Here is a 13,356-nt window from a genome sequence, read left to right on the forward strand (position 1 = left end):
TCCCTGAATCAGATAAAGTAACCTCATCTTATTTATCACAAAACCTGGGGGATGCGAATGGGATCACAAAGGGAGAGGCGGGGGAAGAAAACCACCCGCGTTGCCACGGGTGGTAGAGGGTCAGAAGCTGTATTTCAGCCCTAACATGCCTTGCGTATCGCTGTAACCGTTGTCGCCAATCTGTTGGGCAACGTTGCCCCACAGTTGCAGACGCTGGCTAAGCTGGCCTTCAACGCCCACTTTTAGTTCACCTATGTTGCGGGTGCCTTTCACGTCGTTGCTGATGTCATCCATCTGTACGCTGTAATTCTGCGTGTTGTGGATCCAGTTGGCTTCGACAAACGGCTGGAAGGTGCGGTCTTTGCCGTCATCTATCGCGTTATGCCCCTGCAGGTACGCTTTCACACCCAGGCGCGTTTGCAGATTACCGTCGGTTTTATCCACTACGCGGGTACCATTTTTCTCAACGTGCGTATCGGCCTGCACGTCCATCCAGGTGACCTGGGCTTTAGGCTGAACATACAGCGCGTTACGTTCGCTGAATTCGGCCAGTTTCCAGGTGTAGCCCGTCTCGACAGACGCGGTGATACCGTCTGAGTCATACTTTTCAGACGCCAGTCCCTGTCCGGAGACGGTGTTGTCAAACCAGTTGTAGAGCATCCAGCCATCAACATAAGCCCCGGTTTTATCGGTGTCGTTGGCATACCAGGTGCCGTACAGACCGGCGCTGTAGCCGCTGATTTCCCCACGAGAGGTGTATCCGGTCAGACTGGAATGGCTGCGGCTCTTGCTGTTGGCGTAACCGGCCATCAGACCCAGATGCCAGCGATCCAGACCGTCGGTGCTCCATTGCGCAATGTCGCCGCCCAGTTGCAGCACATAGCGGTTGCTCTGGGTGCTTATCTGCCCGGAACCGTCCTTGAAGCGGTTATGTCCGCCGATGTGGCGCATCCACAGGCTGGTCACCTTCTGCTCGCCGGTTAACGCGTCGGTGTACTGGGTTTCACCCAGACGATCGTGGAGGCGGGTGGTGAACAGCGTGTTGGCGGCAAGGGTGTTTGCCAGATAGCTGCCGGTTTCCGGGCGATACTGATGCGGGCCTTCCGCTGTTGGAGGCATGGGTTCGACGGGCTCTTTCGGGTTGCCCGGCGGGGTTGGGGGGACCGGTCCTGGCAATGCCACACTGGTCAGAGACCAGTTTTGGTTATCTCGTTTCACTATATCGTAGTCATATGCGCCCGCCACAATACGACCTTCTTTCACAAAGGTTCCGTTAGATGCGCCTTCAACGTCGACAATGCGGATGCCTTCAATCGTCGGGGCACCGCTACCGCCGGCGTTGCTGACGCTGACGCGCGTGGTGCCGTGGGTATCACCCTTCACAACCAGCTTATCGGTCGGCGAAAGGTCATCACCCAGCACGGTGCGTAAGGCCAGCAGGCCGTTGTTACCGGTATAATCGCCGTTAATCGTTAACGTGGTTGGGCTAAAGGCCGCTTTCACCCGCGACGGGGAAGAGAGCGTCGCCGTGCCTGCCAGCTCCAGCGAGTTCAGCGTCTGCGAATAGCCATTAAGATCCAGTTGCGCGCCGTTGTCCACGCGGTAATCCGATCTTGCACTCAGGGTATTTTCTACCCCAGCGCGCAGCGTGCCGTTCGCGACGTGGGTCGGGCCCTGGTAGGTGTTGGCACCTGTAAGCGTCGTTGTCCCCGAGCCGAAATGGTTCACTTCGCCAACGCCCGTGATTCTGGCCGAGAGCACGAAGTCATCGCTGTTGTGGTTAAAGTTGAGTTCTGCCGTGCTCATACCGCTGGTGTTGCCAAGGTAAATCCACGGCAGATCCAACGCTCCCGCGGCCTGTTGCGCTTCTCCCTTCGCCCCGCCGATATTCAGGATACCGGTGCTGCCTTGCCCCACCGCCAGCCAGATAAAGCTACCTGAGCTGACCGTTGCGCCATTGCTGACGGTCAGAATACCGGTGGCGTCATTGGATGCCGTGCTGTCGAAGCCGCCGAGATAAATGCCCTTTGTCACATCCAGTCGCGAGTTTTCACCGTCGACCAGGGTTACTCCATAGCCATTACGACTGGTACTGCTCGTATTGCCGACGTAGCCGATGTTCATGTGTTCGCTTAAGGAGAGGGTGCCGCCGCGGGTAATCACCAGGTTGCCGCGCCCCTGATCGCCGACCACGCTCCAGGCGGATGAGACAGACGAATTTGCACCGTCGATGGTGACCGTCCCCTGTGCATTTGCGGCATATTCTCCAATGCGCAGTTCATCAATGCCGCTGATTTTACTGCCGTTACTCACCAGCAGTGTTCCTGAACCATCATGGGTCCCGAGCACCAGATTCAGATTGTCCAGCGTCCAGGTTGCGCCATTCGTCAGCGTCACGCTGCCGTTCGCGCCATTACCTATCATACCGGCGGAAGTGGCGATATCCCGACCATCGATCAGCAGCGAGCCGTCAGAGTTATTACCGACCCAGAGACTGCTGAAGTTATCCCATGCGGGATCGGTATTTTCCGTCGCGGAAAGCGTAATACTTTGGCCGTTATTAATAATGACGGTATCACCCACACCCGTTGGTGGAGAAATACTATTATCAGCCATTGCTGTGGGTGTTAAGGCAATTGAAATAGCAATGGCTAATAGTGATCCAGGGGGGTGTATTGTATTTATTTTCATATATTGACTCTTCCTTAAGATTCGAATATTAATTAAATGGAGGGGCAAAAAGGCCAACCTTGAATATTAGGCCATTCGTGGATTTGCTCATGTTAATAAGGAGCTGATGATTATTAATGTTATTTGTCGCGAGGGAAATGGCGTAATCGTTTTGCCACCGACTTGCATGAAGTATCGATAGGCTGAGGCTATTAACTGTCGTTAATGGGCTGAAAATGTGCAAATGGTTGCTAATTGTTTGATTATCAATATTTATTGTTTTTTACCCTCCGCCCAGGAATTGTGCGAATTTAAAGCAAAAAACAATAAGATAGATGAGGTATTCGATAAGACGGGCTTAATGGATGCGTAGGTTTAACGTCAATCTGGTTATCTATTTAACGTTGTTAATCACGTGCGGTAATAATTTTTTTTCGGATTCTTATACTGGCTAATTATCATTGGCTTGATGAATATCAATTTTTATATTGGTATTTATCTGAGGAGTTTTCTGTTGATATTAAGATTATTACCAATAATTCTGAGATTTTTTAATAATAATCTTAATTGAAAGGGGTCTGAACAGGATTATTCATACTGAGTTAGCATCTTTTGATTGATTAAAAACAGAGGGCAGCGTTGTCTGCGTATTTATAGTAAACAGACTGACTTAACTTTACCGTCGAACGTGAAAAGCGTACTGAGCAGGTTGAAACCACAAAAGCAATATATCCTGGAAAGGGCCTGGATTTTTCCTGGAAGCTGAACTAGTTATTAATCATCCTTGAACCGCTGCATGGATTCAGGGGTGATGATAGCGTCATAACATAACCTGGAGCTTTACTATGAAAACTGGATATAAAGTCTTGATTGCTGCGTTGGCTTTTGTGGCGACAAATGCGTTTGCAGCGGAGCTGTTAACAAAGGCTGAGTTTGAGAAGGTAGAGTCGCAGTACACCCTGATTGGTAACATCAATACCAGCAATGAAACATCAACTCAGGATGCGAAAGAAGATCTGCTGAAAAAAGCAGAGGAAAAAGGTGCTGATGTGGTTGTGCTGACCTCCGGTCAAACCGACAACAAAATTCATGGCACTGCCAATATTTACAAGAAGAAGTAATTCGTAAGGTTGTCGGGTGGTTCCGGTCTGTTCTGGGTGGTAGGCTGGACAGGACGCTGTGCGTCGCCACCCGACAATTTATTCCTTCAGGCGTCGCCAGAAGGTGGTTCTGCTGATCCCCAGATAGCGAGCTGCGGCACGTTTATCACCGTTGAACTGCACCAGTACCTGCTGCGGTGTGGCTGAAGATACCGGGAATGACGGCGTTTCAATCTCTGCCAGTTCCGGCAGCAGCCGCTGTAGTAAGTGCTCATCCAGCTGTGGCATAGGTTCAACGCTTAAAAACAGCGCCAGCCGTTCCATCATATTACGTAACTCGCGAATATTCCCCGGCCAGTGATAGTGCAACAGAACGCAGGCTCTCTGCGCCAGTCCGGCGCGCACCGACTCGGTAAACGGCACACAGAGCGCGGCCAGCGACTGTTTTAAAAAACCTTCCGCCAGCGACAGGATATCTGCGGGGCGCTCGCGCAGAGCCGGCAGCGACAGACGCAAAATACTCAGGCGATAAAACAGATCGCGACGAAACAGCCCTCGTTTCATCTCCTCTTCCAGATTGCAGTGGGTGGCGCTAATCACCCGCACCGTCACCGGAATGGGGTGATGTCCACCCACCCGAGTGACCTCTTTTTCTTCCAGTACGCGCAGCAGCCGGGTTTGCAGCGGCAGCGGCATTTCACCGATCTCATCGAGAAACAGCGTCCCTCCGTGGGCGATTTCAAACAGCCCGGCACGGCCGCCGCGTCGCGACCCGGTGAAGGCACCTTCCTCATAGCCGAACAACTCCGCTTCAAGTAAAGATTCGGTAATCGCCCCACAGTTTACCGCGACGAACGGATGTGCAGACTTGTCGCCACGCGTGCCTGCACGCGTACTAAACTCCCGGTGGATGGCCTGGGCCGCCAGTTCCTTCCCGGTGCCGGTTTCCCCCTGTATCAGGACAGAGGCAGGTGAACGGGCATACAGCATAATGGTATGGCGCACCTGCTCCATCTGCGCGGACTCGCCGCGAATATCTCCCAGTTCATAGCGGGTACGCAGCGCCTGATCGGACGCGTAATGACCGTGACGGCGCTGGGTGTGGCGAGTCATGTCCAGCGCATCGCTGAAGGCCTGGCGCACCGTGGCGGCGGAATAGATAAAGATACCCGTCATGCCAGCCTCTTCCGCCAGATCGGTTATCAGCCCCGCGCCGACCACCGCCTCAATGCCGCTGGCTTTCAGTTCGTTGATCTGTCCCCGTGCATCTTCTTCGGTGATATAGCTGCGCTGTTCCAGTTGCAGGTTAAAGGTTTTTTGAAAGGCCATCAGCGCCGGCAGTGTCTCCTGATAGGTGACCACGCCAATGGAAGCGGTCAGTTTGCCAGCCTTTGCCAGCGCGTGCAGGACGTCAAAACCGCTGGGCTTGATCAGGATCACCGGAATCGACAGACGGCTTTTCAGATACGCGCCGTTAGATCCTGCGGCGATGATCGCGTCACAGCGTTCGGTCGCCAGCTTTTTACGAATATAGGCGACCGCCTTTTCAAAACCGAGCTGGATTGGGGTGATGGTCGCCTGGTTATCGAACTCGAGGCTGATGTCGCGAAACAGATCGAACAGTCGCGTTACCGAGACCGTCCAGATAACCGGTTTGTCATCATTCACCCGCGGAGGAAGATTTGTCGTCGCCATAGCCAACCCAAAATAAAAGGACAGAGTATTGGGTGTAGCCTTGTTTCATAAATGTTGCAATGAAACAACAGCACGCGTTTCATGAAACGTTAGCTGACACGTTTATTTTTGCGCATCGCGACATAAAACATCTTATATTGTTGTTATATATAAGATTATTGAAAATAACCAGTCGCAAACAGCCTTTGGCATAGCCCTTGCTTTATGTGAATCAACGGTAAGTAACAAGTTGATAACACGAGGATGGACTATGTCTCTGGATTCTCCGGGTCAGGCGTTTCGCGCTGCACTCACCAAAGAAAACCCCTTACAAATTGTCGGCACCATCAACGCCAACCATGCGCTGCTGGCCCAGCGTGCCGGGTATCAGGCGATTTATCTTTCTGGCGGCGGCGTCGCGGCCGGTTCGCTGGGACTGCCGGATCTGGGGATCTCCACCCTGGATGACGTATTGACCGACATTCGCCGCATCACCGACGTGTGTCCGCTGCCGCTGCTGGTGGATGCCGATATCGGCTTTGGCGCTTCGGCGTTTAACGTCGCGCGCACCGTGAAGTCGATGATCAAAGCCGGGGCGGCGGCGCTACACATCGAAGATCAGATCGGTGCCAAGCGCTGCGGCCATCGTCCGAATAAAGCGATCGTGTCGAAAGAAGAGATGGTCGATCGCATTCGTGCGGCGGTGGATGCCCGTACCGATCCCAACTTTGTTGTCATGGCGCGTACCGATGCCCTGGCCGTAGAAGGTTTAGCGGCGGCGATCGATCGTGCGCAGGCCTATGTCGAAGCGGGCGCCGATATGCTGTTCCCGGAAGCGATCACGGAGCTTTCGATGTACCGCCAGTTTGCCGATGCGGTCCAGGTTCCCATTCTCGCTAATATCACCGAATTTGGCGCCACGCCGCTGTTCACGACCGACGAACTGCGCAGCGCTAACGTGGCAATGGCGCTCTATCCGCTCTCGGCATTCCGCGCCATGAACCGGGCCGCCGAAAAGGTCTACAACGTGCTGCGCCAGGAAGGGACGCAAAAGAGCGTTATCGACATTATGCAGACCCGCAACGAACTGTACGAAAGCATCAATTACTACCAGTACGAAGAGAAGCTGGATGCCCTGAACCTGAAACCGTAGGCCAGATAAACGCAGTGCCATCCGGCAGTGCCTGATGGCGGCTGCGCCTTATCTGGCCTACACAACGGGATGCCCTGAACCTGAAACCGTAGGCCGGATAAACGCAGTGCCATCCGGCAGTGCCTGATGGCGGCTACGCCTTATCAGGCCTGGACGAAAACCCTCAATACCCTACACATGATAATAATGACGAGGACAACATGAGCGACACAACGATCCTGCAAAATAATACCCATGTCATTAAGCCTAAAAAATCCGTCGCGCTGTCCGGCGTACCGGCGGGCAACACCGCGCTATGCACCGTTGGCAAAAGCGGTAACGATCTCCACTATCGCGGCTACGATATTCTCGATCTCGCCCAACAGTGCGAATTTGAAGAAGTGGCGCATCTGCTGATTCACGGAAAACTCCCGACCCGTGACGAACTTCAGGCATACAAAATCAAACTCAAAGCGCTGCGTGGATTACCGGCCAATGTCCGTACCGTGCTGGAAGCGCTGCCGGCGGCGTCGCATCCGATGGACGTCATGCGCACTGGCGTATCGGCCCTGGGCTGTACGCTGCCGGAAAAAGAGGGGCATACCGTTTCCGGCGCGCGTGATATCGCCGACAAGCTGCTGGCCTCGCTCAGTTCCATTCTTCTTTACTGGTATCACTACAGCCACAACGGCGAGCGTATCCAGCCAGAAACCGATGACGACTCCATCGGCGGCCATTTTCTGCATCTGCTGCACGGCGAAAAGCCGTCGCAGAGCTGGGAAAAAGCGATGCACATTTCGCTGGTGCTGTACGCCGAGCACGAGTTCAATGCATCCACCTTTACCAGCCGCGTGATTGCCGGGACTGGCTCCGACGTCTATTCGGCGATTATTGGCGCGATTGGCGCACTGCGTGGCCCGAAGCACGGCGGGGCGAACGAAGTGTCGCTGGAAATTCAACAGCGCTATGAAACGCCGGACGAAGCCGAGGCCGATATTCGTAAACGCGTGGAAAACAAAGAGGTGGTGATTGGTTTCGGTCATCCGGTCTACACCCTTGCCGATCCGCGCCATCAGGTCATTAAGAAGGTGGCGAGACAGCTTTCCGAAGAAGGCGGGTCGCTGAAGATGTACAACATTGCCGATCGTCTGGAAACGGTAATGTGGGAAACGAAAAAGATGTTCCCGAATCTCGACTGGTTCTCGGCGGTTTCCTACAACATGATGGGTGTTCCCACCGAAATGTTTACCCCGCTGTTTGTTATCGCCCGCGTCACCGGTTGGGCGGCGCACATCATCGAGCAGCGCCAGGACAACAAAATTATCCGTCCTTCCGCCAATTACACCGGCCCGGAAGACCGCGCATTTGTCGCGTTGGATCAGCGTAACTAATTCTCCTTCAAACGATAAAAAACAGGAATATCGCTAATGTCAGCTCAAGTAATGAATGTTCGCCCGGAATTCGATCGTGAAATCGTTGATATCGTTGATTACGTGATGAACTACGAAGTCACCTCGAAGGTGGCATATGACACCGCGCACTACTGTCTGCTCGATACGCTGGGCTGCGGTCTGGAAGCGCTGGAGTATCCGGCCTGTAAAAAACTGATGGGCCCGATTGTACCGGGAACCGTCGTACCCAACGGCGTGCGCGTGCCGGGTACCCAATTTCAGCTCGACCCGGTACAGGCCGCGTTTAACATCGGCGCGATGATCCGCTGGCTCGACTTCAATGACACCTGGCTGGCGGCGGAATGGGGCCATCCTTCCGATAACCTCGGCGGGATCCTGGCGACTGCGGACTGGCTGTCGCGCAACGCGGTCGCGGCGGGTAAAGCGCCGCTGACGATGAAACAGGTGCTGACCGGGATGATCAAGGCTCACGAAATTCAGGGCTGTATCGCGCTGGAAAACGCCTTTAACCGCGTGGGGCTTGACCACGTTCTGCTGGTCAAAGTGGCCTCCACCGCCGTGGTCGCCGAACTGCTGGGACTGACGCGTGATGAGATCCTCAATGCGGTTTCGCTGGCGTGGGTCGACGGGCAGTCGTTGCGCACCTATCGCCATGCGCCGAATACCGGCACGCGTAAATCCTGGGCGGCAGGCGATGCGACCTCGCGCGCGGTGCGTCTGGCGCTGATGGCCAAAACCGGTGAGATGGGCTATCCCTCGGCGCTGACGGCGAAAACCTGGGGCTTTTATGATGTCTCGTTCAAAGGGGCGTCGTTCCGCTTCCAGCGTCCGTACGGCTCCTACGTGATGGAAAACGTGTTGTTCAAAATCTCTTTCCCGGCGGAGTTCCACTCTCAGACGGCGGTCGAAGCGGCAATGACCCTGTACGCACAGATGCAGGCGGCAGGTAAGTGCGCCGCGGATATCGAGAAGGTGACCATTCGCACGCACGAAGCCTGCATTCGCATCATCGACAAGCAGGGGCCGCTGAATAACCCGGCCGATCGCGACCACTGTATTCAGTACATGGTGGCGATCCCGCTGCTGTTCGGACGCTTAACGGCGGCAGACTATGAGGACGATGTGGCGCAGGACAAACGTATCGATTCCCTGCGCGAGAAGATGAACTGCTTTGAAGATCCGACGTTTACCGCGGACTATCACGACCCGGAAAAACGCGCCATCGCCAACGCCATTACTCTTGAATTTACCGACGGCACGCGTTTTGACGAGGTGGCGGTGGAGTATCCGATTGGTCACGCGCGTCGCCGTACCGATGGGATCCCTAAACTTATCGAAAAATTCAAAATTAACCTGGCGCGTCAGTTCCCGGCCCGCCAACAGCAGCGCATCCTGGATGTCTCCCTGGACAGAACTCGCCTGGAGCAGATGCCGGTCAATGAATATATGGACCTTTATGTCATCTAGAGCCCACCTCATCAGGCGTAAGTTCAACAGGAGAGCGTTATGTCTTTTAGCGAATTTTATCAGCGTTCCATTACGCAACCGGAGGCGTTCTGGGCCGAGCAGGCCCGGCGCATCGACTGGCAGCAGCCGTTTACCCGCACGCTGGACCACAGCAATCCGCCGTTTGCCCGCTGGTTTTGCGGCGGTACCACCAACCTGTGTCATAACGCCATTGACCGCTGGCTGGATAGACAACCGGATGCGCTGGCGCTGATCGCCGTCTCATCCGAGACCGAAGAGGAGCGCACCTTCACCTTCAGTCAGTTATATGACGAAGTGAACGTGGTGGCGTCGATGCTGCAATCGCTTGGCGTGCAGCGCGGCGATCGGGTGCTGGTCTACATGCCGATGATTGCCGAGGCGCATATCACGCTGCTGGCCTGCGCACGGATTGGCGCGATCCACTCGGTGGTGTTCGGCGGTTTTGCCTCGCATAGCGTGGCGGCGCGGATCGATGACGCGAAGCCGGTGCTGATTGTCTCCGCCGATGCGGGAGCGCGCGGCGGTAAAGTGTTGCCCTACAAAAAGCTGCTCGATGAGGCTATCGATCAGGCGCAGCATCAGCCGAAACAAGTGCTGTTGGTGGACCGGGGACTGGCGAAAATGGCGCGCGTGACCGGTCGCGATCTCGATTTTGCCACTCTGCGCCAGCAGCATCTCGGCGCCACGGTGCCGGTGACGTGGCTGGAGTCCAACGAAACCTCCTGCATTCTCTATACCTCTGGCACCACCGGCAAACCTAAAGGCGTGCAGCGAGACGTCGGTGGCTATGCGGTGGCACTGGCGACCTCAATGGACACCATTTTTGGCGGCAAAGCGGGCGGCGTGTTTTTTTGCGCGTCGGATATCGGTTGGGTTGTGGGGCACTCCTACATCGTTTATGCGCCGCTGTTAGCGGGGATGGCAACGATTGTGTATGAAGGGCTGCCGACGTATCCGGACTGCGGCGTGTGGTGGAAAATCGTCGAAAAATATCAGGTCAACCGGATGTTCTCGGCACCGACCGCCATTCGCGTGCTGAAGAAGTTTCCAACCGCGCAGATCCGCAATCACGATCTCTCTTCACTGGAGGTGCTCTATCTGGCGGGTGAACCGCTGGATGAACCGACCGCAAGTTGGGTGACCGAAACGCTGGGTGTGCCGGTGGTCGATAACTACTGGCAGACCGAATCCGGCTGGCCAATTATGGCGCTGGCCCGTGCGCTGGATGACCGTCCATCGCGCCTCGGCAGCCCCGGCGTGCCGATGTACGGCTATAACGTGCAGTTGCTCAATGAGGTAACCGGCGAACCTTGCGGTGCCAACGAGAAGGGGATGGTGGTCATCGAAGGGCCGTTGCCACCCGGTTGTATTCAGACCATCTGGGGCGACGACGCGCGGTTTGTGAATACCTACTGGTCGCTGTTTAACCGTCAGGTGTATGCCACGTTTGACTGGGGGATTCGCGACGCCGACGGCTACTACTTCATCCTCGGACGTACGGATGATGTGATTAATGTCGCCGGGCATCGACTGGGCACGCGGGAAATCGAGGAGAGTATCTCCAGCTATCCGAACGTGGCGGAAGTGGCGGTAGTGGGGGTGAAAGATGCGCTGAAAGGGCAGGTGGCGGTGGCGTTTGTCATTCCCAAACAGAGCGATAGCCTCGAAGATCCGGACGTGGCGCATTCGGAAGAGAAGGCAATCATGGCGCTGGTGGACAGTCAGATTGGCAACTTTGGACGTCCCGCTCACGTCTGGTTTGTTTCGCAACTGCCGAAAACCCGATCCGGCAAGATGCTCCGCCGCACGATCCAGGCGATTTGTGAAGGCCGCGATCCGGGCGATCTCACTACCCTTGACGATCCGGCGGCGCTGCAGCAAATACGCCAGGCGATGGAAGAGTAACCGGGCATCGTAACCGTAGCCGGATGTACCGCGCGAGCGATGCATCCGGCATTACGGCTTAGCTGACGGCTCTACTTTATAATTCTTGTAATAATATTCTTTATCTCTTTCGTTAATCGTTCTGATAACCCGACAGGGAACCCCCACGGCAACCACATCAGATGGAATGTCCTTTGTTACTACGCTACCTGCGCCGATAACCGAATTATCGCCAATCGTGACGCCAGGATTGATAACCACGTGACTGCCAATCCATACGTTATTACCTATGGTTACCGGGAAAGAGAACATTTCCCCGGATTTTCTCAATTCATGGTGAATGGGATGTCCTGTTACCGATATCGTGACGTTTGGCGCAATCAGGACATTATTACCGATAGTGACCGTGTAATCATCCACGATGGTAAAGTTAAAATTAGCGTAAAAATTATCGCCAACATGAATATTGGTACCGTAAGAGAAATACATCGGTGGCTCTATCCACGCGTGTTCCCCCACGGTGCCAAACATTTCACGAATCAGTTTTTCCCTCTTTTCAATCTCGGAGGGGCGCGAATGGTTAAATTCGTACATTAACTCTTTTCCGCACAGCCTCTCCTGTGGCAGACCTTCGGACATATCGGTAAACAGTTTTCCAGCTTTTATTCGGTCTCTTATCGAAACGTTCATTGAAGATATTCCATCCTTGTTATTTATATTCAAACTTGTTTACTCGCCTGTGCGAAGACGCGGGAAAATGGCCCCGGCCCACTCAGGGTAAAGACCGAAATGAGCGTAAAGCTCAGTGCGATCAGCCCCAGTATCAGATACGTCCCCTGGAAACCCACGCTTTCATACATGTTGCCGGCAAAGACGGACATGAAAATCATCGCCAACTGTTTGAAGAAACAGAAGCACACCAGATAAATTGTGGCCGAGAAACGCACCTCAAACTGGCTGGTGATGTATTTGAAGCAGCCGACGATCAGGAAGGGGATCTCAAACATATGCAGCGTTTTCAGGATGACGACTTCCAGCGCGCTGGTGGCAAACGAGGAACCGATGATCCGTACTGACATAATGGTACCCGCCAGCAGCAGCGCGTTCTTTCCGCCAATTCGGTTAACAATCAGCGGCGCAAAGAACATGATGGAAGCGTTCAGCAGTTCTCCCAGCGTGGTGACGTAGCCAAAAACGCGTGTACCTTGTTCGCCCGTCGTAAAGAATGAGGTGAAGAAGTTGGCGAACTGTTGGTCAAACACATCGTAAGTACAGGATACACCGACCACGTACAGCGAAAGGAACCACAGCTTCGGTTGCTTAAACAGTTCCAGCGCCAGCTTCAGGCTGAAGGCGGACTGGTTGGCGCCTACTGCATCTGCAACCTTTGCAGAAGAGGGCGCATCCGCTTTTGAGAAAAACAACAGTATCGCCAGAATCACCGCACAGCCGGAACCCAACCAAAAAACGAACTGGTTATTGATGGTGAACATAATCCCGGTAATAGAGGCGCATAGCGCCCAGCCTACGCAGCCAAACATACGTGCGCGGCCAAATTCAAAATGGCTGCGGCGGCTGGCTTTTTCAATATAAGCCTCAATAGCAGGGGCCCCGGCGTTGTAGATAAAACCAAGATAAATCCCGCCGACGATCGAGCCGAGTAATATATTGAACTGAAGTAACGGACCAAAAACGTAAATGAAAAAAGGTGCGAACATTACCAGCATCCCGGTAATGATCCACAACAGATGTTTACGCAGACCGAGCTTATCCGAGAGCAGGCCAAAGATGGGCTGAAACAGAAGTGAAAACAGTGAGATGCAGGCGAAAATGACGCCGGTGTCACCTTTGCTGATATGGTTGATATCGTGTAACCAGATCGGGAAAAACGGGAAGTAGGCTCCCATAATGAAAAAATAAAAGAAGAAGAAAAAGCCGAACATCCAGAAATTAGTATTTTTCAAATAATACATGTGGACTTCCTTACGCGACTAAC

At 54.2% G+C, this 13,356-nt stretch carries 9 protein-coding genes; 5 read left to right on the forward strand and 4 right to left on the reverse strand.

All coding sequences use genetic code 11. The features are described from left to right. Nucleotides 1-120 precede the first annotated feature (120 nt). Nucleotides 121-2,691 (reverse strand): autotransporter outer membrane beta-barrel domain-containing protein, encoded by a 2,571-nt coding sequence (locus QQZ17_RS20230; protein ID WP_371305601.1) that lies wholly within the window; start codon nt 2,689-2,691, stop codon nt 121-123. Nucleotides 2,692-3,515: 824 nt separating this feature from the next. Here QQZ17_RS20230 and yahO point away from each other — a divergent pair. Next, nucleotides 3,516-3,791 carry a DUF1471 family periplasmic protein YahO gene (gene yahO, locus QQZ17_RS20235; protein WP_042324669.1) on the forward strand — a complete coding sequence of 92 codons (276 nt, stop codon included), beginning with the start codon at nt 3,516-3,518 and terminating at the stop codon, nt 3,789-3,791. A 78-nt stretch (nt 3,792-3,869) separates the two neighbouring features. Here the strand turns inward: yahO and prpR are convergent, their stop codons facing one another. Further along, the gene (gene prpR / locus QQZ17_RS20240) at nt 3,870-5,465 is read right to left on the reverse strand and encodes a propionate catabolism operon regulatory protein PrpR (protein ID WP_152405729.1); all 1,596 of its coding nucleotides are present in this window, start codon (nt 5,463-5,465) and stop codon (nt 3,870-3,872) included. Between the two features lie 250 nt (nt 5,466-5,715). Between prpR and prpB the strand changes: the two genes are divergently transcribed. The 4 genes from prpB (at nt 5,716) to prpE (ending at nt 11,381) form a co-directional block, all read left to right on the forward strand. Further along, nucleotides 5,716-6,597, forward strand: coding sequence for a methylisocitrate lyase (gene prpB, locus QQZ17_RS20245; RefSeq protein WP_152405728.1), 882 nt, complete (start codon nt 5,716-5,718; stop codon nt 6,595-6,597). A 200-nt stretch (nt 6,598-6,797) separates the two neighbouring features. Beyond that, a complete protein-coding gene (prpC, locus tag QQZ17_RS20250) occupies nt 6,798-7,967 on the forward strand; it encodes a bifunctional 2-methylcitrate synthase/citrate synthase (RefSeq protein WP_152405727.1) in 1,170 nt (389 codons plus the stop codon). 36 nt (nt 7,968-8,003) lie between these two features. Next, nucleotides 8,004-9,455, forward strand: a complete 1,452-nt coding sequence (locus QQZ17_RS20255) for a bifunctional 2-methylcitrate dehydratase/aconitate hydratase (RefSeq protein WP_152405726.1) — start codon at nt 8,004-8,006, stop codon at nt 9,453-9,455. Nucleotides 9,456-9,494: 39 nt separating this feature from the next. Continuing rightward, complete coding sequence (prpE, locus tag QQZ17_RS20260; RefSeq protein ID WP_152405725.1) at nt 9,495-11,381, forward strand: propionate--CoA ligase; 1,887 nt, start codon at nt 9,495-9,497, stop codon at nt 11,379-11,381. A 51-nt stretch (nt 11,382-11,432) separates the two neighbouring features. Here the strand turns inward: prpE and lacA are convergent, their stop codons facing one another. Together lacA and QQZ17_RS20270 are read right to left on the reverse strand one after the other, a co-directional pair. After that, the gene (gene lacA, locus QQZ17_RS20265) at nt 11,433-12,050 is read right to left on the reverse strand and encodes a galactoside O-acetyltransferase (protein WP_152405724.1); all 618 of its coding nucleotides are present in this window, start codon (nt 12,048-12,050) and stop codon (nt 11,433-11,435) included. 29 nt (nt 12,051-12,079) lie between these two features. Next, complete coding sequence (locus QQZ17_RS20270) at nt 12,080-13,333, reverse strand: MFS transporter (protein ID WP_152405723.1); 1,254 nt, start codon at nt 13,331-13,333, stop codon at nt 12,080-12,082. Between the last annotated feature and the right edge of the window lie 23 nt (nt 13,334-13,356).

It is taken from the genome of Citrobacter sp. T1.2D-1, from assembly GCF_950098555.1.
Lineage (GTDB): Bacteria > Pseudomonadota > Gammaproteobacteria > Enterobacterales > Enterobacteriaceae > Citrobacter_A > Citrobacter_A telavivensis.